We start from the raw sequence: 21,656 nt of genomic DNA, 5'->3' as shown, positions 1-21,656 counted from the left end.
GAGACCCCAGGGTCTCCCTTTTTTATTGCCTGGCAAATTTCATCTGGCGGCCGATACCCCGTTGCAGACGGCCTGATAAAGTAATCCCAGGCCCCTTGTTACCGGTCCGAGAGGAAAAGCATGAAGTCGCGCGTCTGGCGTATGGCAGGTGTTGGTTTGCTGTGCATGAGTGTCAATCTGCCGCTACTGGCCGAAGGGCAGGGGGCTTCACCGTTGCAGTCGCGGCCCGATGAAGTGCGTCAGACCCAGGCGCCGCGTACCGGCTACTACCAGGACATTCCGCGACGCAACGACAACCGCTATTACCAGGCCGGTGGCGCCGGGCATCCGGATGGCCATGGCAATGGGTGGGGCCCGGGGCCGCAGTATCGTCCGGGGCAGACCATCGAGCGCTTCCCCGAGCGCTACTGGAAAGTGCCCTATCGCGGGCATGATTACTTTTATTCCGGCGGCTACTGGTATCGCCCGCAAGGCCCGCGCTATGTGGTGGTGACACCGCCGTATGGCGTGCGGGTCAACTACCTGCCCGATTACGCGCGCGGAGTGTGGAGTGGCAGTGCGTTGTTGTTCCTTGCGGCGGGTACGTATTACCAGTACCTGGAGGACAGCCGTGAATACGTGGTGGTCAATCCACCGACGGCCAGTGCGCCGCAGCAGAGTGGCCCCGGTTATGAGGTGATCGCTTACCCGGCTCAGGGCCAGAGCCCTCAGCAGCTTGATCGTGACCGTTATGAATGCCATCGCTGGGCGGTGCAGCAGACCGGCTTTGATCCGGCTGCGGCCAGTTATGCGCCGTCGGCGCAGGTGGCCGATAACTATCGGCGGGCGCAGGGTGCATGTTTGAGCGGGCGGGGGTATAGCGTCAACTGAACCGGGGGCTGCTGCGCAGCCCATCGCTGGCAAGGCCAGCTCCCACAGTTTAACGGTGCATGCAGTTCCATTGTGGGAGCCGGCCTTGCCGGCGATGCAAGGCTCAGCCTTGCCAATGGCTTCACATGACCGGATCCGCATGCACCAGTACTTCCGCCTTCGGATACTGGCTGTTGATCGCCGCCGCAGCCTGGTCACACAAGGCATGGGCCTGGGTCAGCGGCAGGTCCCCGGGCAACTCCAGGTGCAATTGCACAAACCAGTGGCTACCCGATACCCGCGTGCGCAAGTCATGGGCGCCACACACCCCGGGCACACTGCAGGCCAGCGCCAGCATCTGCTCGCTGATGTCACTGGGCAGTTCCTGGTCCATCAGGATCGAGCTGCTCTCGCGCCCAATCTGCAGGGCGCTCCAGAGGATGTACAGGGCGATGCCCAGGCCGAAAATCGCATCCAGCTGCGGCCAGCCGAAGCGCGCCAGCACCAGGGCTACCAGAATGCTGCCGTTGAGCAGCAGGTCGGAACGGTAATGCAGTGAGTCGGCGCGCACCGCGTTTGAGCCGGTGATGCGGATTACCTTGCCCTGCAGCATCAGCAAGGCAATGGTCAGCACCAGTGACAGCACCATCACTGCAATGCCAACGCCGGTTTCTGCCAGCGGTTGTGGATTCTGCAGCCGCTCCACCGCCTGCACGCCTATCAGCACTGCACTGACGGCAATGAACAGCGCCTGGGCCATGCCCGCCATGGCCTCGGCCTTGCCGTGGCCGTAGCGATGATCGTCATCGGCCGGGCGCAGGGCATAGTGCACCGCCAGTAAATTGAGGAAAGACGCCACGCCATCGAGGGCCGAATCGGTCAGCCCGGCCAGCAGGCTGACCGAACCGCTGAGCCACCAGGCCACCGCCTTGGTCAGGATCAGGATACTGGCCACCGCCAGCGAGGCGCGGGTGGCCAGGCGCAGCAGGCGTTGGTGTTCAGCCGAGGGAGTCATGCCGAAGGTGGCTTCCTGTCAGAGGTCAAGCCGCGGGCTTGAGGCCATACATGGCCAGTTGTTCGACGCTGCCCTTGTGCTGGATCAGGCGCGGGTCGTTGAGTGGCAGGCGCTGGCCCAGTTCGCTTTCGAGAATAGCCTGCAGCTTGTTGTTGTCGACTTTGCCATCGGCGCTGATGGCTTCATTGAGCTTCTCGGGCGCGACCTGGGCCGTGGTGCCGCCAGGCAGGTAGATGGCGCCGGTGGCGAAGTCGATGCCAAAGGCGATCAGGCCGGGAATCACATAGAAGAGGATGCCGATAGCGTCGAGGGCGGCGACCACCGGGTCGATCTTGCCTTCGATCTGGCCGCGCCGATCGGGAAAGAACAGGGTGCCGCAGGCCGTCAGTTGGGTCAGCAGGGTGGCGACCACGACGCCGCCAATGACACGGGAGGGAATACGCATGGAAATCTCCGGAATGAAGGCCGCAACGATACAGGCAAAGAGCCGGTACCTACAGCTAAGACCATGATAAGGCGGGCTCGGTTCGCCGTTATACTCGGCGGATTGTTTGAGGACCACCATGAAATCATTACCGATCGATGCCGTACTGCCGGCCTTGCGCGAGGCCTTGGGCCAGCGCCACGAAGCAGTGCTCGAAGCGCCCCCCGGCGCTGGCAAGACCACCCGTGTACCGCTGGCGCTGCTCGATGAGCCGTGGCTGGCCGCGCAGCGCATCCTCATGCTTGAACCGCGGCGCCTGGCGGCACGGGCGGCAGCCGAGCGGCTGGCCAGTGAGCTGGGCGAGCAGGTCGGGCAAACGGTCGGTTACCGCATTCGCCTGGACAGCAAGGTTGGCCCGAACACGCGGATCGAGGTGGTCACCGAAGGGATTCTCACCCGTCGGCTGCAGGCCGATCCAGCCCTGGATGGCGTGGGCCTGCTGATCTTCGATGAATTCCACGAGCGCAGCCTCGATGCCGACCTGGCCCTGGCCCTGAGCCTCAACGGTCGTGAGCTGCTGCGCGACGAGCCGCCGCTGAAAATCCTGCTGATGTCGGCGACCCTTGAGGGCGAGCGTCTGTCGAGCCTGCTCGACGACGCCCCGGTAGTCAGCAGCGAAGGGCGCATGTACCCGGTCGATGTGCGGTGGGGCCGCCCCTTCCAGCCGGGCGAGTTCATCGAGCCGCGGGTGGTCGATACGGTGCTCCAGGCCATCACTGATGAGTCGGGCAGCGTGCTGGTGTTCCTGCCGGGACAGGCGGAGATTCGCCGTGTGCATCAGGCCTTGCAGGACGCCCTCGGTGAGCGCCGTGACATCTTGCTCTGCCCACTGCACGGCGAGCTTGACCTCAATGCCCAGCGCGCTGCCATCGACACGCCACCCGCCGGCCTGCGCAAGGTGGTGCTGGCGACCAACATCGCCGAGACCAGCCTGACCATCGATGGTGTGCGGGTGGTGGTCGATGCCGGCCTTGCCCGGGTGCCGCGCTTCGACCCCGGTAGTGGCATGACCCGCCTGGACACCCAGCGTATCTCCCGCGCCAGCGCCACCCAGCGCGCCGGCCGGGCCGGACGGCTAGAGCCCGGCGTGTGCTACCGCTTGTGGTCCGAAGCCCAGCATGAGCAATTGGCGGCGTACGGCGCTGCCGAGATCCTCCAGGCCGATTTGGCCGGCCTGGCCTTGCAGTTGTCGCGCTGGGGCGTCGCCCCCGAGCAACTGCGCTGGCTCGACCAGCCGCCAGCTGCCGCCTACGGCCAGGCGCTGGATCTGCTGCAGCGCTTGGGCGCGTTCAAGGCCGACAGCCAGGACAGCCTCAGCATCCACGGCCAGGCCATGGCCGAATTGCCGGCGCATCCGCGCATCGCCCACCTGCTGCTGCGCGGCCAGGATCTGGGCCTGGTCGACAGGGCTTGTGATGTCGCCGCATTGCTCGGTGAGCGCGACATCCTGCGTGGCGGCGGTGCCGACCTGCACAACCGCCTGGCCCTGCTCAGCGGCGAAACCCGCGCGGCCAAAGGCGGGCAGGGCGGTGTGCAGCGCGCCCGGCAACTGGCCCGTCAGTACCGTGGCTATTTACGTGGCAAAGCCACTTCAGCTGTAGCCGACCCTGACCATTCGCGCTGGCTGGGTGCCTTGCTGGCGCTGGCCTACCCGGACCGGGTTGCCCAACAGCGGCGTGCCGGCGGTGCTGAATATCGCCTGGCCAACGGCCGTGCCGCGCTGTTCGGCGAAGCCGATGCCTTGATGAAACATCCGTGGCTGGTGATCGCCGACCTGGGTAGCCGTCAGGGCCAGCGCGAGGAGCGCATTTATCTGGCCGCCGATTTCGACCCGGCGTTGTTCGACGGGGTCCTGGCCGAACAGGTGCGCAGCCTGGATATCCTCGACTGGGACGAACGCGAAAACGTGTTGCGTGCCGAACGTCAACGCAAGGTCGGTGAGCTGGTGCTCAGCCGAGAGCCGCTGACCGGCCTGGATGAAGACGCCCGCGCCCGCGCGCTGCTGGAACTGGTGCGGCGCAAAGGCCTGGAGCTGCTGTCGTGGACCCCCGAGCTGCGCCAGTGGCAGGCGCGCGTGGCGCTGTTGCGCCAGCTCGACCTGGCAACCCAGGGTGAGAGCCAATGGCCGGACCTGAGCGATGCCGCACTGCTGGCCAGCCTTGGCGACTGGCTGCAGCCCTACCTGGGCAAGGTCACCCGCCTGAGCCATTTCGCCCAGCTCGACCTCTCGTCGATCCTGCGCAACCTGCTGCCCTGGCCGCTGCCCCAGCGCCTGGATGAATGGGCGCCGGTGCACCTGAGTGTGCCATCGGGTTCGAACATCCGCCTGGATTACAGCGAAACCCCGCCGATCCTCGCTGTGCGCCTGCAGGAGCTGTTCGGCCTGGCCGAAACCCCACGTATTGCCCAGGGACGGCAACAGGTCTTGCTGCACCTGCTGTCGCCCGCGCGGCGGCCGGTGCAGGTGACCCAGGATTTGGCCAACTTCTGGCGCAGCACCTACGCCGAGGTGAAGAAGGATCTGAAGGGGCGCTACCCCAAGCACTATTGGCCGGATGACCCTTTGGTCGCCGAGGCTACCGCGCGGGCCAAGCCACGCAAATAATTACGGTTGTGCAGGCAACAACAAGCGCGCCGTCACCGGCAGGTGATCGGAGATCTCCAGGGTGTCCTGCTGAATCACCCGTGCCTCCAAACGCTGCAGCTTCGGGCTGTGCAACAAATAATCGAGGGTGCGGTCCGGCCCCTGCAGATTAGGGTCGTTGGGGTAGTGGGTCAGCCAGGCCGCGCGGTCGGCGCCGCTGGCTTCGGCATTGCTGGGGATCATCGGGTACTTGTCCCAGAGCAGGTGCAAGTCGCTGTCGGCGCTGTACTGACCGCGCAGTTCGGCCGGCAGGCGCCGGTACTGGCCGAGCGGCAGCAGGTTGAAGTCGCCGCCGATCAACCAGGGGGTGCCCTGGCTTTCGAGCTTGTCGAGCAGTCGCGTTAGCTGTTGCACCTGCTGGCGCTGGATATCGCTGCCCGCCTCGAAGGGGGCGAGGCGGGTGTTGAGTACCGCTAACTGGCCGCCGTCGCGCAGTGGCAGGTAGCTGGCAAGGATGGCTTGCTGAGGTTGCAGCAAGCGCTGCAGGGCGTTGCCGGCGGCGACCGGCAATTGCACGCGTTCGGCCTGCTTGATCGGGTAGCGGCTCAGGGTCGCCAGGCTGCGGCCGACGCTGCCGAAAATATGCCAGTCGGGGACGAAATCGGCTTTCCAGTCGTAGGCCTGCACCGCGCACGGATAGATATCCACCAGACGCTCGCGCAGCAGTGCCAGCTGGTCCTGGTAGTCGCTGGCCTTGGCGTTGTTGTCCAGCTCCTGGAGCAGGACGATGTCCGGCTGTTCGGCGCGGATCACCCGTGCCACTTCATCGAGGTTGAAGGCGAGGTCTTCGGCGGTAGGGCGGGTGTCGTCGCCACGGCCCTGGTCGTACCAGAACACGTAGCGTTTGCCGGCCAGGTACTGCACGTTCCAGGTCATCACCTTGAGCACCTGGCCCGGCACCAGCGCTGCATTGCTGGCGCGACAGCTAACCGGCAGGGTTTCGCGCGGCTCGGGTTGCCAGCTCAACTGCGTGGCCAGCAGCCACAGCAGGGCGAACAGAACAAGCAGGGTCAGCAGGGCGTTGCGCAGTAGTCGGGTCATCGGCTCGGCTTGGCTTGGCAGGTCACCGCCAAGCATACCCGAGCCGTTCGTCCGCAAACCAGTCAGGACACCGGTGGCTCTGCAACCGGCTCGCTGACCAGCATGTACAGACGGAACATCACCACGGTGCTGAACAGCTGCAGGAAGCCGTTGGCACTGTCGAGGGCCAGTTGCGCCAGCGGCGAAGGCTCGGGCACCAGCATCATGCTCAGGCCGTCGATCAGCCACAGCGGTGCCAGCACGCCGAGGATGCAGCTGAAGATGCGCCAGAAGTTGCCGGTGGTCATCTGAAAGCTGGTACGCATGGCTTCGATCGGTGGCAGGCCACGCAGCACCAGGGCGTATTCGGCAAACACCAGGTGGATCATCACCCAGATGCCGGGAATGATGAACAGCGCGGCGCCGGCCATGATCAGCAGCGAGCTGAGCATCACCATCAGGGCGAATGACGGCCACAGGCGCAAGGCCATGGCCAGCAGGTTGCGCTTGAGCGGGGTGTAGCCGTTGCTGCGGGTGTCGAGGTAGAGGATCAGCGCGGCGCTGTACAACGGGTAGAACAGCAGGCTGACCAGCATGCCATAGCCTGGAGAGGCATCCTCGCCCAGTTGCTGGTTCAGCAGCTGGGTGCACAGCGCTTCGAGCACCACCAGCGGCAGGCACAGCTGGGCAATGCTCAGCAGGTGGCGGCGGAAGAAATACACGGAGTCGCGCAGAACACTAAGCGGATTCATCGGTCGATATCGCATTGAAGAAAAGCAGGGCGTCACTTTAGCCCAGGCGCTGGCCAACCTGAAGAAAGTTTAATCCCGGCTTGTGTTGAATCTATCGTCCTGGCACCCCATTTTACCTGTACTCGATTTTTCCGGTTTTGCAGTGAGGTTGCCCATGAACAGTGAAGAACAAACCCTGATCGACGGCCTGTTCGGTCGACTCAAGCAAGCCGAGGACCCGGCCGTGCCACGCGATGCCCAGGCCCAGGCACGCATTGCCGAACACCTGCAGCAGCAACCGGCGGCGCCTTACTACATGGCTCAGGCGATCCTGGTGCAGGAAGCGGCGCTCAAGCGCCTGGACGAACAGAACCAGCAACTGCAGGCCGAGCTGAAGCAGGCCAAGGCCCAGGTTGCAGCCACCGCACCGAGCAGCAGTGGCGGCTTTTTGTCGAGTATCTTCGGCAGTGGCACCCGTGATCCACAGCCGCTGCAGAGCCAGGCCCCGGCCAACCCGCCAGTCAGTGGCGGCGGTTGGCGCGAACCATCGCGCCCGTCATTCAACCCGCCAGCGCAACAGCAGGGCTTCAACGCCGCACCGGCCCAGGCTCCCGCCCGCAGTGGGGCCAGCAGCTTCCTCGGTGGCGCACTGCAAACCGCTGCCGGCGTGGCGGGCGGGGTGATGCTGGCGCAAGGCATCAGCAGCCTGTTCAACCATCACTCACAGCCTGAAGAGGTGGTCGAAGTAATCAAGGAAGAACCGGCGCCGGCCAGCGACACCAGTGGCTGGGGCAGCAATGACGAGCAGCGCCTGACCGCCGACAACGGCAGCTACGGCAATGACCAGGGCGGCTTCATGGACAGCGACTACGGCAGCGACGACGGCGGCTTCTTCGGCGGCGACGACGACAGCTTCGTCTGACCGCGCTTACCCGCATGGCCCGCAGGCTGGCATACTGGGCGCCGAAACGGCCCCGGTGTGCGGCGGCCGGCAACAGCGCTGTGCGCCATGAGGAAAAGCGGTGAAGAAGATCGCGGTATTCGCCGATGTGCAAAACCTCTACTACACCGTGCGCCAGGCCTACGGTTGCCACTTCAACTATGCGGCGCTGTGGGCCGACATCAGCCAGCACGGGCAGATCGTCGAAGCGGTGGCCTACGCGATCGACCGCGGCGACAGCAAGCAACAGCAGTTTCAGCAGATCCTGCGCAACCTCGGTTTCACGGTCAAACTCAAACCCTATATCCAGCGCAGCGACGGCTCGGCCAAGGGCGACTGGGACGTGGGCATCACCCTTGATGTGATCGACGCCGCCGCGCGGGTCGACGAGGTGGTGCTGGCCTCCGGTGATGGTGATTTCGACCTGCTGCTCGAGCGGGTCATCAGCCGTCACGGCATTCAGGCCGTCGCCTATGGCGTACCGGGGCTGACCGCCAATTCACTGATTCGCGCTGCCAGCCGTTATGTGCCCATCGAGGGCAGCCTGCTGCTCAAGCATTAAGATTTCTGAGGTTGTCGTTTTGGAACGTATCGCTGTCATCGACTTTGAAACCACCGGCATTTCACCCGGTGCCGGTTGCCGGGCCACGGAGGTGGCGGTGGTCATGCTGGAGCGTGGGCGCATCGTCGAGCGCTATCAAAGCCTGATGAATGCCGGGGTGCCGGTACCGGCGTTTGTCGCCGGCTTGACCGGCATCACCACCGCCATGCTGCGCAGTGCGCCGCCGATTGCCCGGGTGATGAACGAGGTAGCCGAGTTCGTCGGCGATACGCCGATGCTCGCCCACAACGCCTCGTTCGACCAGAAGTTCTGGGACTACGAGCTGTCGCAGATCGGCCGTAGCCGCAGCCAGCGGTTCGCCTGCTCGATGTTGCTGGCGCGACGCCTGATGCCCTCGGCGCCTAACCACAAATTGGGCACCCTGACCCGTTGGGCCGGCCTGCCTGATACCGGTACCGCGCACCGGGCCATGGCCGATGCTGAAATGGCCGCCAACCTGGCCCAGCACCTGGCCGGGCAATTGCGCCAGCAGGGCGTCAACGGTGTCTCCCACCAGTTGTTCTGCAGCCTGCAGAAAGTCCCCGCGGCGAAGATCGGCGAAGCGCTGAAAGTCTATCGCTAGGCCTTCTTGCCGTTGGGCTCCAGGTGGCCCAGCGGCAGGCGCCGCTCCACGGCGCTGGAGAGAATGATCGAGGTCTTGCTGAAGCCGAACTGGGCGATGCGGTTGATCAGTTCCTCCAGCTCCGGCATCGAGGCCACGGCCGCCTGCATGATCACGCAGGGGTCGCCGGTCACCCGGTGGCACTCGGTCAGTTGCGGGATCTGCGTGAGCTCCTCAAAGGTCTGCGGGTTGCCATGGCTGGCCAGGCGCAGCTCGATCACGCACTGGATCGGCAGGCCGATCTTCTCCAGGTCGACCTTGGCCTGATAGCCGGTAATCACCCCGCTGGCCTCAAGCTTGGCCACCCGTTCAGCCACCGCCGGGGCGGAGAGATTGACCTTGCGCGCGAGCTCGGCGAAGGAGGCGCGGCCGTTGTCCAGCAGGGCGCTGAGGAGCATGCGATCGTACTTGTCCATGGGCTTCCAGAGGGTGATTGTCGATTCAAAGGCGCAAGGCCATAAGAACCGTTTTTTCAAAAGTGTACGGTTGGTTTAAACAGGTTTTGTAACTTATGTTTAGCGTGCCGCCTTTCTAAACTAACTGCCCGACAACGATAATTCGAGCCCCCCATGCCTGCCTCCCGTCGCTTCCCGTTAGTTTTGATTGGCGCCTTTCTCGCCTTGTACCTGGTCTGGGGCTCGACCTACCTGGTGATTCGCATCGGCGTCGAGTCCTGGCCGCCGTTGCTGATGGCCGGGGTGCGATTTGTCATCGCCGGTTCCTTGCTCTATGGCTTTTTGCGCTGGCGCGGGGTGCCGGCACCGACCTGGCCGCAATGGCGGGCGGCGGGTGTCATCGGCGTCTTGCTGCTCAGTTGCGGCAACGGTGGCGTGACCCTGGCCGAACATGCGGGCGTGGCCTCTGGTGTGGCGGCGCTGGCAGTGGCCACGGTGCCGCTGTTCACCTTGATGTTCGGCCTGCTCTGGGGCCATCGCAACACCCGCCTGGAATGGGCCGGGATCGTCCTCGGCCTGGTTGGCATCGCCTTGCTCAACCTGGGCTCCAACCTGCAGGCCAGTCCTGTCGGTGCCGCGCTGATCCTGTTTGCCGCCGCCTCCTGGGCCTTTGGCTCGGTATGGAGCAAAAGCCTGCCGTTGCCCCAGGGGCCGATGGCCAGTGCCGCAGAAATGCTCGTCGGCGGCGTGGTCCTGCTGCTCGGCAGCGTGTTGAGCGGCGAACGCATGACCCAGATGCCCACCGCGGCCGGTTGGGGCGCGCTGGCCTACCTGGTGTTCTTTGGCTCGATCCTGGCCTTCAGCGCCTATATGTACCTGCTCAAGCACGTGCGCCCGGCCGCTGCCACCAGCTATGCCTATGTCAACCCGGCGGTGGCGGTGTTACTGGGTATTGTTTTTGCCGGTGAACAGATCGGTTACGAGGAATGCGTGGCAATGGCGGTTATCATTGGCGCCGTGGTGTTGATCGGTGTGCCGCAGTGGCGCCGACCGGCAGTGGAAAAAGCCAAACCCGTTGGCGACATGGAAGGTGAACTCTGTAAATGAAAGGACGTTTTGCCAAGGAGGCAGTGAAGATCGTTGGCTACATGGCGCTGATAGCGGTGTGCATAGTCATGCTTCGCGACGACAGGAAGACCTTCATGACCCTGTATTTCCAGGAGTCGGTCACCCGTGAAAACAGTACTGACGAAATCGATCCGCGTTACCTGCAAGCTTTGCAACAAGCCCTGGCGGAGCTGCAGATCGATTCGCAACAGATCGAACTGGTACTCGACCCCGACAGCACGCGAGCGCTGCAGGTACGTTTTGCTGACGATGCCCTGAATGCCAGGCAGCGTCAGGATCTGCGGGCGCTTTTCGAGTCCTTCGAGCCGGCTCGAGAGACGGCCCTGCTCAGTGGCCGGCTGGTGGTCGACATGCGCCAGGCGAGGCAGTTGGGCTTGGGCGTTTATGATTTTGGTCCTGCGTCAAAAGACATCGTTGCGCAGGGTGAAGTGAGCCTGACTTTGCAGTTCAGTTTTTTGCCAGGGACCGATGTGCGTCTGCGGCGCATCGAGGGCCCGCCAGTTGATCAGCGCCTGCAGGCCGAGATGATCTGCGAAGCCAATGCCAGGCTGCTTGCGGCCTTGCCCTTTGAAGTGACCGAATTCGATGTCAGTGGCGCGGACCTGCGGGGTGAAATGAAACTGCGCACCCCCGGTGGTGAGCAGCTCCAGGCGCCTGCACAGCTGTTTCTCGATGATCGCAACCTGCTTGAACGTCTGGAAATGGGCGGTATGCGAGTGCGTATCCTGCGGCCCGAGGCGGTACAGGAAAGAGCCCAGGCCGATCGCCTGGTGTTCGAGTTCGGCTCGCTCGGTACCATCAGGTATAGCCCGTATTCCTACTTCATCAGGCGCGAACCTTCGGTGTTAGATGCCTGTGGCAGTTATGCATACCAGAGTGGCAGGCCTTTCTCGTTCTTCCTTGGGGAAGGGCTTGATCGCCTGGTCAAGGTCCGCTTCGAGCAGCCGGGTTAAAGCCGACGAAGCCACGCGCCGGGCGCGAACAGGGTAAACTGCCGCCATTGCTGAATTCCCCACACGGTATTGCCATGACTTTCGCCAAACTCGGCCTGATCGAACCCTTGCTGCGCGCGCTCGAGCGCCTGAGCTACAACACCCCGACGCCGGTCCAGGCCCAGGCCATCCCTGCCGTGCTGGCCGGTCGCGACCTGATGGCCGCCGCCCAGACCGGCACTGGCAAGACCGCAGGTTTTGCCCTGCCGCTGCTGCAGCGCCTGACCCTGGAAGGGGCCAAGGTTGCCAGCAATTCGGTGCGCGCCCTGGTGCTGGTGCCGACCCGCGAGCTGGCCGAACAGGTGCACGCCAACATTCACGAATACGCCGAGCACCTGCCGCTGAGCACCTATGCGGTGTATGGCGGCGTCAGCATCAACCCGCAGATGATGAAGCTGCGCAAGGGTATCGACTTGCTGGTGGCCACCCCGGGCCGGCTGCTCGACCTGTTTCGCCAGAACGCGGTGAAGTTCAATCAGTTGCAGGCGCTGGTGCTCGATGAAGCCGACCGCATGCTCGATCTGGGCTTTGCCGAAGAGCTGCGCGCGGTATACGCCGCCTTGCCGGCACGTCGGCAAACCCTGTTGTTCTCGGCGACGTTCTCCGATGAGATCCGCCAACTGGCCGCGCAGACCCTCAATGACCCGTTGAGCATTGAAGTCAGCCCGCGCAACGTCACCGCCAGCACCGTCAAGCAGTGGATCGTGCCGGTGGACAAGAAGCGCAAACCGGAGCTGTTCAGCCACCTGATGCGCAAGCAGCGCTGGAAGCAGGTGCTGGTGTTCGCCAAGACCCGCAATGGCGTTGATCAACTGGTCGAGCGCCTGCGTGGCCAGGGCGTCAACGCCGACGGTATTCACGGCGACAAGCCCCAGGCCACTCGCCAGCGAGCCCTGGACAGCTTCAAGGCCCGCGAGATCCAGATCCTGGTCGCCACCGACGTGGCAGCACGTGGGCTGGATATCGACGACTTGCCGCTGGTGGTCAACTTCGACCTGCCGATCGTGGCCGAGGATTACATTCACCGCATCGGCCGTACCGGGCGCAAGGGCAACAGTGGTGAGGCGATTTCGCTGGTGTGTGCCGACGAGGTTCAACTGCTGTCGGCGATTGAAACCCTGACCCGCAAGACCTTGCCGCGCCATGAAGAGCCGGATTTCATTCCGGACCACAAAGTGCCGATGACCGATGCCAATGGCCAGGTGCTGAAGAAGCCGAAAAAGCCGAAGAAGCCCAAGGAAAACAGCAGCAAACGCAGCCTCGGGCGTTGGCTGGACAGCGCAGAAGCGCCGGCAGCGGCGCCGCAGGCCAAGCCGGTGCGCAAGGTGCCGACCTTCAACACCGGGCCGCGCAAGCGCAAGCCTTGAGTACGCCATCGCGGGTCAAGCCCGCTCCTACAGAGGGCAGCGATAACCTGTGGGAGCCGGACTTGCCGGCGATGGAAGGCGAAGCCTTCCCTTAAGCCTTGAGCCAGTCCAGCAAGCCCAGCCCGGCCTTGCGCCCACTGGCAAAACAGGCCGTCAGCAGATAGCCGCCGGTCGGCGCTTCCCAGTCGAGCATCTCGCCGGCACAGAACACCCCAGGCAGTTGCTTGAGCATCAAGCGCTGATCCAGCGCTTCGAAGGTCACCCCACCGGCACTGCTGATCGCTTCATCCAGCGGGCGAGGGCGAACCAGGGTGACCGGCAAGGCCTTGATCGCTTGCGCCAGCAACGCCGGGTCGGCAAAGGTCTGTTGATCGGTCTGCTCGCGCAACAGCGCCGCCTTGACCCCGTCCAGGCCAAGCTGACTGTGCAGATGCTTGGCCATCGAGCGGGAACCTCGCGGTTTGGCCAGGGCCTGCTGGATTTTATCCACAGGCCGGTTGGGCAGCAGGTCGATCAGCACCCTGGCGCTACCATCGCGGTTGATCGCTTCGCGGATCTGCGCCGACCAGGCATACACCAGGCTGCCTTCCAGGCCTTGGGCGGTGAGCACGCACTCACCCAGGCGCGGGGGCTGGCCATCAAGGCTCAGGGCGATGTTCTTCAGCGGCGCGCCGGCAAACTTGTCCTTGAGCACTGCGCTCCAGCCCTCGACCTCGAAGCCGCTGTTGGCCGCCTGCAAGGGCGCAATCTGCACGCCCTGCGCCTGTAGCCAGGGCAGCCAGGCGGCATCGGAACCCAGCCGCGCCCAACTGCCGCCGCCCAGCGCGAGCACGGTGGCGGCCGGCTTGAGTGCCAGTTCGCCCTGTGGATAAGCGATCCGCAAGGCGCCCTCGGTGTTCCAGCCCAACCAGCGATGGCGGGTGTGGATAACTACCCCGGCGTCACGCAGGCGCTTGAGCCAGGCGCGCAGCAACGGTGCGGCTTTCATGTCGCGGGGGAACACCCGGCCGGAACTGCCGACAAAGGTTTCGATACCCAGGTCGTGAATCCACTGGCGCAGCACATCGGCATCGAAGCCTTCGAGCAGGTGGGCGACTTCGCCGGCGCGCTCGGCATAACGGGAGATAAACGCCGGGTAAGGCTCGGAATGGGTGATGTTCATGCCACCGACCCCGGCCAGGAGGAACTTGCGGCCCACCGAGGGCATGGCGTCGTACAACTCGACGGCGACTCCGGCCTGGCTCAGCACTTCGGCGGCCATCAGCCCGGCCGGCCCGCCTCCGATAATGGCAACGTGTGGGCGGTCGGTGGCGCGGGTGTCGGTCATGGTCGGCTGCAAGCTGGGAAAAAGAGCCGGCATTCTACCTTAGCGAGGCGCCCGGAAACACTGATCAAAAAATGAACAGCAGGCTCAAGGCCAGGTGGTTAAAGGCGTTGAGGGGGTTTCCAGCAGGTTATCCACAGGCGGTTCCACAGTCATTGTGAGTAACCCAGCACGCGGCTGGCGCTGTGGTGCAGTATCCCATGACGGCGGGCGAGGGCCTCGCGGTCTTTGCTGTAACCTCCGCCAATCACCCCGACTACCGGAATGTCACGCCCCAGGCAGTGGCGCAGCACGCTTTCGTCGCGCGCCGCGACGCCTTCGTCGGTGAGTTGCAGATAGCCGAGAGCATCATCCTTGTGCACATCGACCCCGGCGTCGTACAGCACCAGGTCCGGGCGGTATAGCGGCAGCAGGTAATTGAGCGCGTCATCGACCACCTTCAGGTAAGCCTGGTCACCCATGCCGCGGGGCAGCGGAATGTCCCAGTCGCTTTCGGCCTTGCGCGCCGGGAAGTTCTGCTCGCAATGCAGTGACACGGTAATGGCGTCCGGGGTGTTATGGAGGATGCGCGCGGTACCGTCGCCCTGGTGCACGTCGCAATCGAAGATCAGCACTTTGTGTACCCGCCCGGCTTCAAGCAGGTAATGGCTGATCACCGCCAGGTCATTGAAGATGCAGAAACCGGCCGGGTGATCGTAATGGGCGTGATGGGTACCGCCGGCCAGGTGGCAGGCGATGCCGTGCTCCAGCGCCTGCTCGGCGGCCAGCAGCGAGCCGCCCACCGCGCGCACGGTACGCCGCGCCAGGGCTTCGCTCCAGGGCAGGCCGAGGCGGCGCTGGTCTTCGCGCGACAGCTCGCCGTGCATGTAGCGCTCGATGTAGGCACGGTCATGGGCCAGGGCAAGGATGTCGTCGGGGCAGATTTCTGGGCGTAGCAACGCTGCATCCGTGGTCAGGCCGCTGGCGACCAGGTGATCGCGCAACAGGCGGAACTTGTCCATCGGAAAACGGTGTTCGGCAGGGAACGCCGGGCTGTAGTCGTCGTGGTAGATCAGCGGCAGGGGCATGGCGGGGTCTTGGTCAGAGCAAGCGTTGATCTTGCCAGCTCCTTGCCTTGTTGTGCTACCCGCACCGGGACGCCAGCAGTCAATGAACAGCCTACGCTGTAAACTGCAGGCTGTGGATAAGGAGCCGAGCATGACCCCGATATTGCAACTGGAAAGCGCACGGCTGCAATTGCGCCAATGGCAGGATGACGATCTCGCCGAATTTGCTGCCATGTGCGCCGACCCTATGGTCATGCGCTATTTTCCTGCGCCGTTGACCCGGTTGGAGAGCGCCGCGCTGATCGGCCGTATTCGTGGTCACTTCAATGAGTACGGCTATGGCCTGTGGGCCCTGGAGCGCAAGGACACTGGCGCTTTCATCGGCATGACCGGCCTGCTCAATGTGAGTTTTGATGCCGACTTCGCCCCGGCCGTGGAGATCGGTTGGCGCCTGGCCCGACGCCACTGGGGGCTGGGCTTTGCCAGCGAAGCGGCCTGGACCAGCCTGCGCTGCGCGTTCGCGCAATTGGGCCTGGAGCAGGTGGTGTCGTTCACCTCGCAAAGCAACCTGGCGTCGCAGAAAGTCATGCAGGCCATCGGCATGCAGCAGGATCTGGCCGGCAGCTTCGAGCACCCGAAACTTGAGCCAGGCCACCCCTTGCGCCCCCACGTGCTGTACCGCATCGACCGCGCCCAGTGGCAGGCCACCCTGCGCGGCTGAATTGCACAACATACAGGCCGGCAATGACAAACCCTGTATTATTTGCTGCAGTTGCGCATTGCCTTGGAGAATCTTGAATGAGCCACGTGTTGGACGATCTGGTTGACCTGTTGAGCCTGGAATCGATCGAGGAAAACCTGTTCCGCGGGCGAAGCCAGGACCTGGGTTTCCGCCAGCTGTACGGCGGCCAGGTGCTGGGCCAGTCGCTGTCGGCGGCCAGCCAGACGGTCGAGGAGGCGCGGCATGTGCATTCGTTGCACGGTTACTTCCTGCGCCCGGGCGATGCCAGCATGCCGGTGGTCTATTCGGTCGACCGTGTGCGCGATGGCGGCAGTTTCAGCACCCGGCGGGTGACCGCGATCCAGAAGGGCCAGACCATCTTCACCTGCAGCGCCTCGTTCCAGTACGACGAAGAAGGCTTCGAGCACCAGAGCCAGATGCCCAAGGTGGTCGGCCCGGAGAACCTGCCGTCGGAAGTCGAACTGGCCAAGCGCATGGCCGATCGCCTGCCTGAGGCGATCCGCGACAAGATGCTCTGCGCCAAGCCGATCGAAATGCGCCCGGTGACCGCCGAGGATCCGTTCAACCCCAAGCCGGGCGAGCCGGTGAAGTACGTCTGGTTCCGCGCCGATGGCAACCTGCCGGACGTGCCGGCGCTGCACAAGTACATGCTTGCTTACGCGTCAGATTTTGGCCTGCTGACCACCTCGCTGCTGCCCCACGGTAAATCGGTGTGGCAGAAAGACATGCAGATCGCCAGCCTCGACCACGCGTTGTGGTTCCACGGTAACCTGCGTGCCGACCAGTGGCTGCTGTATGCCATGGACAGCCCATGGGCCGGCAATGCCCGTGGTTTTGCCCGCGGCAACATCTACAACCAGGCCGGGCAACTGGTGGCGTCGTCGTGCCAGGAAGGCCTGATTCGACATCGCAAGGATTGGCAATGAGCCTGCAGCAGATTCGCCACTGGGTGTTCGACATGGACGGAACCCTGACTGTCGCCGTGCACGATTTTGCGGCGATCAAGGAGGCGCTGGAGATTCCGCAGACGCACGACATCCTTACCCACCTGGCCGCTTTGCCGGCCGCCGAGGCCGCGGCCAAGCATGCCTGGCTGCTGGAGCATGAGCGTGAGCTGGCGATCGGTTCGCGCCCGGCCACCGGCGCTGTGGAGTTGGTTCGCGATCTGGCGGCGCGCGGTTGCCAACTGGGCATTCTGACCCGTAACGCCCGTGAACTGGCGCACATCACCCTGAAAGCGATCGGCCTGGCCGACTGCTTTGCCGTCGAGCACATCGTCGGCCGTGATGAAGCCCCGCCCAAACCGCACCCGGGTGGCTTGTTGAAGCTGGCCAAAGCCTGGGACGTGGCGCCGACCGAGATGGTCATGGTCGGCGATTATCGCTTTGACCTGGATTGCGGTCGGGCGGCGGGGGCGCGGACGATTCTGGTCAACCTGCCGGACAATCCCTGGCCGCAGCTGGCCGACTGGCATGCGGCGGATTGTCGAGCGTTGCAGAGGATGCTCGACCAATAGCTGGCAAGGCCGGCTCCCACAGGTGGGCTGCACGTGGTCCTTGTGGGCGCTGGCTTGCCAGCGATGAGGGCCTCACACCTTACTCAGAACTCCCAGCGCGTCGTCAGCATCACATTGCGCGGATCACCGTAGTAGGTGGTGTCGTAGTTACCCAGCCCGGTCAGGTAGCGCTTGTCGAACACGTTGTTGGCATTGACCGTGAAGCTCAGTTGCTCGTTGTACTGGTAACGGGTCATCAGGTCGACCAGGGTGTAGCCGCCTTGCTTGATGAAGGTGTAGTCGTTCACCGAGCGATTGTAGATCTTGCCGTAGAACGCGCTCTGCCAGTTGACCCCACCCCCGACGGTCACTTTGTCCAGCACCCCAGGCAGGCGATAGGTAGTGAACAGCCGCACCAGGTGCTCAGGCTTGCTGGTGCTCATCGGGAAGCCATAGATGTGTTGCTCGTCGGCATCGCGTGAGCGCGCGTAGGTGTAACCGGCCGAGAGGTTCCAGCCTTCCTGCAGTTCACCGGCAACTTCCAGTTCGATGCCTTGAGTGGTGGCGCCGCTGGTAGCCTTGTAAATGCCTTCGTTGGTCGCAGGGTTGGTGCCGATCGACTCGGCGACGTTGTCCTGCTCGATGCGAAACAGCGCCAGGCTGGCGTTGAGCTTGCCGTCGAAGTAGGCCGCCTTCAGACCGGTTTCGTAGCTGTCGCCTTCGACCGGGTCGAGGGTGGCGCCGTTGCTGTCCTTGTTGCTCTGTGGCTGATAGATCGAGGTGTAGCTGGCGTACACCGAGTAGGTGTCGTCGAGGTCGTAGACAATGCCGGCGTATGGGGTGACCACGCCGTGTTGCTTGTAGCCGGACTGGTTGTCCTGGAAGGTCGGGTTGAGGCCGTCATAGTCATATTGGTCGCTGTACTTGAAGGTACTGACCCGGGTGCCGAGGATCACCGACAGGTCGTCGCTCGGGTGCAGGCGGGTGGCGAGGTAGGCGCCGTTCTGGCTCTTGTTTTGCTCGTACTTGCCGTTTTTCGGGAACGCCGGCACCGCAATGTGACCGTCCCAGTCAAAGATGCTGCCTGGCACCATGGCAAACTCACTAGTGTCCCAGGTCGCGCCGGTCTGGCGGGAATGGTTGGTGTCCAGGCCGACGACCAGGTCATGCTGGCGACCGAACAGGGTGAACGGGCCGGAGAGGTTGAGGTCGGCGCTGTTCTGTACCCGATGACCTTCCCAACGCCCCCAGAAGAACGACATGCCATCACCATTGCGATCCGGCGCGCCACCGCTGGCCGAGGCCAGGCGAGTGTCGTGGTCGCTTTGCAACTGGTTGACCGTCAGCTTGAGCGACCAGTCATTGGCCAGCGCCTGTTCCAGCGAGGCGAAGTAGGTGCGGTTCTGGAAGTCGCGGCGGCTCCAGTCGGCGCCCGGGTTGAACGAGCGGGAGAAGTCGGTGCGGCCGCCGTCGGTGTAGTACACCGGGTTACCGGTCCATGAGCTGCCGCGCGGGGTGGTGGTCTGCTGGTCGATGCCGACGGTCAGCAGGGTGTCGGGGGTGATGTCGGCCTCGAGGATGCCGTAGTACACCTCTTTGCTTTGCTGGTAGTGGTCCTGGTAGCCCTTCTTGTCCTGTTGCGCGCTGACGAAGCGCCCACGCACGCTGGCGCTGCTGTTGATCGGGCCGGAGACATCGACTTCGCCACGGTAGTTGTCCCAGCTGCCGGCACTGCCGGTGAGCGAACTCTGGAACTGCGCGGTAGGTTTTTTGCGAATCAGGTTGACCGTGGCCGACGGGTCGCCGGAGCCGGTCATCAGACCGGTCGCGCCCTTGAGCACTTCCACTCGGTCATAGATGGCCATGTCGACATGCGCGGTGCCTTCGCCATACACGCCGTCATACACGGTGTTGACGCCGTCGTACTGGTAGTTGGTGATCACCAGGCCACGGCTGGAGAACTCGGTACGGTCGCTGTCATAGGTTTGCGCCGACACGCCGGGGGTATTGCGCAACACATCGGAAATACTCTGGGCACCCTGGTCATCCATCTGTTGGCGGGTAACCACGGTGATGGTTTGTGGCGTTTCGCGGATCGACAGCGGCAGCTTGGTCGCGGTGCGGGTTGCCGCCGTGGTGTAGGAATGGGTGCCCTCGGTGGTCTCACCCAGGCCTTGGGCATTGATGCTGGTGGCGCCCAGTTCCATTACCGCGCCACTGCTGGCCGGCACCAGCACGTAGCCGCCGTTGGATTGGCGCTGAGCCTGCAGACCGGTGCCGCTGAGCAGACGCGCCAGGCCTTCTTCCACCGAGTAGTCGCCTTGCAGGCCGGCCGACTGCTGGCCCTGGGTCTGCCGGGCATCGAACGACAGGGTGATGTTGGCGCGGGTGGCGAACAGGCTCAGGGCGGTGCCCAGCGGGCCCGGGGCGATCTGGAACTGGGTGCTGGCGCTCTGCGCCATGGCCTTGGCGGGCAGCAGCGCGAGCAACGGCAGCGGCGCCAGGGTCAGGCCGAACAGCGCCAGGTGGACAGCGCGAACCAGCGGGCGAGGGGCGCGCGGACAAGTCGGGGGCATGCAGGATTTCCTTCGATTGGCTGGGCAGAGGGGCGGTCGAAATGTGCCGCTTTACCTGCGTAGCCGAATGAGAATGAAAATCGGCAACCCTTTGTGCGAAATTTCTTCAGACAGCTTCAATGCTGACCCAGTAGCGGGTCAGGTAACGCACCCTGACCGGCAACGACACGCCGAGGTTTTCCAGGATGGTGTCGGTGTCGTCGATACGAAAGGCGCCGGACAGGCGCACGTCGGCGACGCTTTCGGCGCAGCGCAGCACGCCGGGACGGTAACGGCGCAGTTCGCTGATGAAGTCCTCCAGGCGCCATTCGATCACGGTCAGCATGCCCTGGGTCCAGGCACCCGTGCCGGGCAGGGCATTATGGGCGGCGGCAATCTGCTTGCGGTCGAAGCTGACGCTTTGCCCGGCCTCCAGGCGCAGCATCAACAGCGGCTGGTCGAGCGGACGCACTTCAACCGCATGCTCCAGCACGGTGACCCGGCTCAGGCCATTGTCGCTACGGACGTTGAAGCGCGTACCGAGGGCGCGCACCCGGCCTTCGGCCGTTTCGACAATGAACGGGCGAGCCGCGCTATCACGGGCGGTCTGCACCATGATTTCGCCGCTGTACAGGCGCAGCAGGCGTTGCTGGCCGTCGTAGCGGATATCCACCGCGCTGTCGGTATTGAGTTCGAGCTGGCTGCCATCGTCGAGGCGTACCTGGCGGCGCTGACCCTTGCCGGTGCGCAGCTCGGCCATCCAGGCCTGGCCCGGAGTACTTTCCCGTACGGCCCATCCCGTTGCACCGACGGCCATCAGCAGTGCCAGGGTCTTGAGCACGGCGCGACGCCGGGCGCGCACGCCGGCCAGGGTCGGCAGGGCGACATCGGCGGGCAGTCGCCCCAGCTGGCGCTGCAGCTTTTCTACCCGCGCCCAGGCCTGGGCATGGGCCTGGCTCTTGCCCAGCCAATCCTGCCAGGCCTGCACCTGGGCAGCGCTGGGCGGTGCGGCGTTGAGCTGCACGTACCAAGTGGCGGCAGCTTCGAGGGTGCGAGCGTCCAGCGGCTGGGCCATGTCAGTCGTCCGTCAGCAGCAGGCAGTGGGTCATGGCGCGGATCAGGTGCTTCTTCACCGTGGTCACCGACACCCCCAGGCGCTCGGCAGTGGCCACATAGCTCAGGCCTTCGAGCTGTACGGTGAGGAAGATAGTGCGCGTACGCTCGCCCAGACCATCGAGCATCTGGTCCACGGCCAGCAAGGTTTCGAGGATCAGCAAGCGGCTTTCCGGCGATTCGGCGACCCGCTCCGGGCGCAGCGCCAGTGCGTCCAGGTACGCCTGTTCAAGCGCCTTGCGGCGAAACTTGTCGATCATCAACGCATGGGCAATGGCACCCAGGTAGCTGCGCGGCTCGCGAATAGTGTCGGCATTGCGCGCGTTCAAAACCCGGATAAAGGTGTCCTGGGCAAGGTCGGCGGCATCGCTGGCATTGCCCAGGCGAGCACGCAGCCAGTTCTTCAACCAACCATTATGTTCGCTGTAGAGCGCGTGCAGGGCAGCATGATCGGGAGCGGGCATGGTGGGGCAATATCGAGTAATTGATAATTAGTCGCATTATTGTGGTTTGCTGGCGAACTATGCAAGCGCTGGTGCTTGACCTGGGGCAGGGGCAGGCAAAGACTGGTCAGCTATTTGTCTATCGACTCA

Annotated in this window: 21 protein-coding genes; 11 read left to right on the top strand and 10 right to left on the bottom strand. The window is 64.1% G+C overall.

The genetic code is table 11. The features are described 5' to 3' along the window. The first annotated feature begins 120 nt into the window (after positions 1–120). Positions 121–870, top strand: coding sequence for a DUF6515 family protein (locus PspR32_RS22575; RefSeq protein WP_159389191.1), 750 nt, complete (start codon positions 121–123; stop codon positions 868–870). Between the two features lie 121 nt (positions 871–991). Here PspR32_RS22575 and PspR32_RS22570 read toward each other — a convergent pair whose 3' ends face one another. Next, positions 992–1,864 carry a cation diffusion facilitator family transporter gene (locus PspR32_RS22570; protein ID WP_010222929.1) on the bottom strand — a complete coding sequence of 291 codons (873 nt, stop codon included), beginning with the start codon at positions 1,862–1,864 and terminating at the stop codon, positions 992–994. Between the two features lie 25 nt (positions 1,865–1,889). Further along, entirely contained in the window at positions 1,890–2,309 is a 420-nt protein-coding gene (locus PspR32_RS22565) for a polyribonucleotide nucleotidyltransferase (protein WP_159389190.1), read from the bottom strand. 118 nt (positions 2,310–2,427) lie between these two features. Here PspR32_RS22565 and hrpB point away from each other — a divergent pair, with 118 nt between their 5' ends. Then, positions 2,428–4,953, top strand: coding sequence for an ATP-dependent helicase HrpB (gene hrpB, locus PspR32_RS22560; RefSeq protein WP_159389189.1), 2,526 nt, complete (start codon positions 2,428–2,430; stop codon positions 4,951–4,953). Here the strand turns inward: hrpB and PspR32_RS22555 are convergent, their stop codons facing one another. Further along, on the bottom strand, positions 4,954–6,033 hold the full coding sequence (locus PspR32_RS22555) for an endonuclease/exonuclease/phosphatase family protein (protein ID WP_159389188.1): 1,080 nt from the start codon (positions 6,031–6,033) through the stop codon (positions 4,954–4,956). It abuts the gene before it with no gap. Between the two features lie 62 nt (positions 6,034–6,095). Then, complete coding sequence (locus tag PspR32_RS22550) at positions 6,096–6,764, bottom strand: hypothetical protein (RefSeq protein ID WP_100782767.1); 669 nt, start codon at positions 6,762–6,764, stop codon at positions 6,096–6,098. A gap of 154 nt (positions 6,765–6,918) precedes the next feature. On the opposite strand from PspR32_RS22550, the gene PspR32_RS22545 reads away from it, so the two are divergent. From PspR32_RS22545 to PspR32_RS22535, 3 genes are all read left to right on the top strand, one after another. Next, positions 6,919–7,665 (top strand): DUF2076 domain-containing protein, encoded by a 747-nt coding sequence (locus tag PspR32_RS22545; protein ID WP_036996946.1) that lies wholly within the window; start codon positions 6,919–6,921, stop codon positions 7,663–7,665. 100 nt (positions 7,666–7,765) lie between these two features. Then, positions 7,766–8,245: a LabA-like NYN domain-containing protein gene (locus PspR32_RS22540; protein WP_036996945.1), complete on the top strand. Its 480-nt coding sequence runs from the start codon at positions 7,766–7,768 to the stop codon at positions 8,243–8,245. A gap of 19 nt (positions 8,246–8,264) precedes the next feature. Further along, positions 8,265–8,867: a 3'-5' exonuclease gene (locus PspR32_RS22535; RefSeq protein ID WP_036996943.1), complete on the top strand. Its 603-nt coding sequence runs from the start codon at positions 8,265–8,267 to the stop codon at positions 8,865–8,867. Here PspR32_RS22535 and PspR32_RS22530 read toward each other — a convergent pair. Next, positions 8,864–9,322 carry an Lrp/AsnC family transcriptional regulator gene (locus PspR32_RS22530; RefSeq protein WP_010222938.1) on the bottom strand — a complete coding sequence of 153 codons (459 nt, stop codon included), beginning with the start codon at positions 9,320–9,322 and terminating at the stop codon, positions 8,864–8,866. The genes PspR32_RS22535 and PspR32_RS22530 overlap by 4 nt on opposite strands. Positions 9,323–9,475: 153 nt before the next feature. Between PspR32_RS22530 and yedA the strand changes: the two genes are divergently transcribed. The 3 genes from yedA (at position 9,476) to PspR32_RS22515 (ending at position 12,788) form a co-directional block, all read left to right on the top strand. After that, a complete protein-coding gene (gene yedA / locus PspR32_RS22525; RefSeq protein ID WP_010222939.1) occupies positions 9,476–10,408 on the top strand; it encodes a drug/metabolite exporter YedA in 933 nt (310 codons plus the stop codon). Beyond that, positions 10,405–11,382 carry a hypothetical protein gene (locus tag PspR32_RS22520; protein WP_036996940.1) on the top strand — a complete coding sequence of 326 codons (978 nt, stop codon included), beginning with the start codon at positions 10,405–10,407 and terminating at the stop codon, positions 11,380–11,382. Before yedA ends, PspR32_RS22520 begins: the two co-directional genes overlap by 4 nt. Before the next feature lie 74 nt (positions 11,383–11,456). Next, positions 11,457–12,788: a DEAD/DEAH box helicase gene (locus PspR32_RS22515; protein ID WP_159389187.1), complete on the top strand. Its 1,332-nt coding sequence runs from the start codon at positions 11,457–11,459 to the stop codon at positions 12,786–12,788. A gap of 91 nt (positions 12,789–12,879) precedes the next feature. On the opposite strand, the gene PspR32_RS22510 is transcribed toward PspR32_RS22515, so the two are convergent. Both PspR32_RS22510 and PspR32_RS22505 read right to left on the bottom strand, forming a co-directional pair. Continuing rightward, positions 12,880–14,115 (bottom strand): TIGR03862 family flavoprotein, encoded by a 1,236-nt coding sequence (locus PspR32_RS22510; protein ID WP_010222942.1) that lies wholly within the window; start codon positions 14,113–14,115, stop codon positions 12,880–12,882. 149 nt (positions 14,116–14,264) lie between these two features. Next, a complete protein-coding gene (locus PspR32_RS22505; RefSeq protein WP_010222943.1) occupies positions 14,265–15,179 on the bottom strand; it encodes a histone deacetylase family protein in 915 nt (304 codons plus the stop codon). Between the two features lie 130 nt (positions 15,180–15,309). Between PspR32_RS22505 and PspR32_RS22500 the strand changes: the two genes are divergently transcribed. The 3 genes from PspR32_RS22500 (at position 15,310) to PspR32_RS22490 (ending at position 17,416) form a co-directional block, all read left to right on the top strand. After that, complete coding sequence (locus tag PspR32_RS22500; protein ID WP_010222944.1) at positions 15,310–15,879, top strand: GNAT family N-acetyltransferase; 570 nt, start codon at positions 15,310–15,312, stop codon at positions 15,877–15,879. A gap of 77 nt (positions 15,880–15,956) precedes the next feature. After that, entirely contained in the window at positions 15,957–16,826 is an 870-nt protein-coding gene (gene tesB / locus PspR32_RS22495) for an acyl-CoA thioesterase II (RefSeq protein ID WP_010222945.1), read from the top strand. Next, entirely contained in the window at positions 16,823–17,416 is a 594-nt protein-coding gene (locus PspR32_RS22490) for an HAD family hydrolase (RefSeq protein ID WP_159389186.1), read from the top strand. Before tesB ends, PspR32_RS22490 begins: the two co-directional genes overlap by 4 nt. Before the next feature lie 83 nt (positions 17,417–17,499). Here the strand turns inward: PspR32_RS22490 and PspR32_RS22485 are convergent, their stop codons facing one another. The 3 genes from PspR32_RS22485 to PspR32_RS22475 all read right to left on the bottom strand — a co-directional run bounded on the left by PspR32_RS22485 (position 17,500) and on the right by PspR32_RS22475 (position 21,527). Continuing rightward, entirely contained in the window at positions 17,500–19,971 is a 2,472-nt protein-coding gene (locus tag PspR32_RS22485; RefSeq protein ID WP_159389185.1) for a TonB-dependent siderophore receptor, read from the bottom strand. A 106-nt stretch (positions 19,972–20,077) separates the two neighbouring features. Continuing rightward, positions 20,078–21,025 carry a FecR domain-containing protein gene (locus tag PspR32_RS22480; RefSeq protein ID WP_036996932.1) on the bottom strand — a complete coding sequence of 316 codons (948 nt, stop codon included), beginning with the start codon at positions 21,023–21,025 and terminating at the stop codon, positions 20,078–20,080. A gap of 1 nt (position 21,026) precedes the next feature. Further along, the gene (locus PspR32_RS22475) at positions 21,027–21,527 is read right to left on the bottom strand and encodes a sigma-70 family RNA polymerase sigma factor (RefSeq protein WP_010222949.1); all 501 of its coding nucleotides are present in this window, start codon (positions 21,525–21,527) and stop codon (positions 21,027–21,029) included. Between the last annotated feature and the right edge of the window lie 129 nt (positions 21,528–21,656).

The sequence above is a fragment of the Pseudomonas sp. R32 genome (assembly GCF_009866705.1).
GTDB lineage: Bacteria > Pseudomonadota > Gammaproteobacteria > Pseudomonadales > Pseudomonadaceae > Aquipseudomonas > Aquipseudomonas donghuensis.
Note: the sequence above shows the minus strand (reverse complement) of the source record. Positions and strands in the feature narration are given on the sequence as shown.

Bases quoted from the DNA above. Each gene is read 5' to 3' on its own strand.
- PspR32_RS22520 (WP_036996940.1), top strand. From the start codon at position 10,405: ATGAAAGGACGTTTTGCCAAGGAGGCAGTGAAGATCGTTGGCTACATG.
- PspR32_RS22545 (WP_036996946.1), top strand. From the start codon at position 6,919: ATGAACAGTGAAGAACAAACCCTGATCGACGGCCTGTTCGGTCGACTC.
- PspR32_RS22570 (WP_010222929.1), bottom strand. From the start codon at position 1,864: ATGACTCCCTCGGCTGAACACCAACGCCTGCTGCGCCTGGCCACCCGC.
- PspR32_RS22555 (WP_159389188.1), bottom strand. From the start codon at position 6,033: ATGACCCGACTACTGCGCAACGCCCTGCTGACCCTGCTTGTTCTGTTC.
- PspR32_RS22550 (WP_100782767.1), bottom strand. From the start codon at position 6,764: ATGAATCCGCTTAGTGTTCTGCGCGACTCCGTGTATTTCTTCCGCCGC.
- tesB (WP_010222945.1), top strand. From the start codon at position 15,957: ATGAGCCACGTGTTGGACGATCTGGTTGACCTGTTGAGCCTGGAATCG.
- PspR32_RS22505 (WP_010222943.1), bottom strand. From the start codon at position 15,179: ATGCCCCTGCCGCTGATCTACCACGACGACTACAGCCCGGCGTTCCCT.
- PspR32_RS22475 (WP_010222949.1), bottom strand. From the start codon at position 21,527: ATGCCCGCTCCCGATCATGCTGCCCTGCACGCGCTCTACAGCGAACAT.
- yedA (WP_010222939.1), top strand. From the start codon at position 9,476: ATGCCTGCCTCCCGTCGCTTCCCGTTAGTTTTGATTGGCGCCTTTCTC.
- PspR32_RS22480 (WP_036996932.1), bottom strand. From the start codon at position 21,025: ATGGCCCAGCCGCTGGACGCTCGCACCCTCGAAGCTGCCGCCACTTGG.
- PspR32_RS22500 (WP_010222944.1), top strand. From the start codon at position 15,310: ATGACCCCGATATTGCAACTGGAAAGCGCACGGCTGCAATTGCGCCAA.
- hrpB (WP_159389189.1), top strand. From the start codon at position 2,428: ATGAAATCATTACCGATCGATGCCGTACTGCCGGCCTTGCGCGAGGCC.
- PspR32_RS22530 (WP_010222938.1), bottom strand. From the start codon at position 9,322: ATGGACAAGTACGATCGCATGCTCCTCAGCGCCCTGCTGGACAACGGC.
- PspR32_RS22515 (WP_159389187.1), top strand. From the start codon at position 11,457: ATGACTTTCGCCAAACTCGGCCTGATCGAACCCTTGCTGCGCGCGCTC.
- PspR32_RS22510 (WP_010222942.1), bottom strand. From the start codon at position 14,115: ATGACCGACACCCGCGCCACCGACCGCCCACACGTTGCCATTATCGGA.
- PspR32_RS22565 (WP_159389190.1), bottom strand. From the start codon at position 2,309: ATGCGTATTCCCTCCCGTGTCATTGGCGGCGTCGTGGTCGCCACCCTG.
- PspR32_RS22490 (WP_159389186.1), top strand. From the start codon at position 16,823: ATGAGCCTGCAGCAGATTCGCCACTGGGTGTTCGACATGGACGGAACC.
- PspR32_RS22485 (WP_159389185.1), bottom strand. From the start codon at position 19,971: ATGCCCCCGACTTGTCCGCGCGCCCCTCGCCCGCTGGTTCGCGCTGTC.
- PspR32_RS22575 (WP_159389191.1), top strand. From the start codon at position 121: ATGAAGTCGCGCGTCTGGCGTATGGCAGGTGTTGGTTTGCTGTGCATG.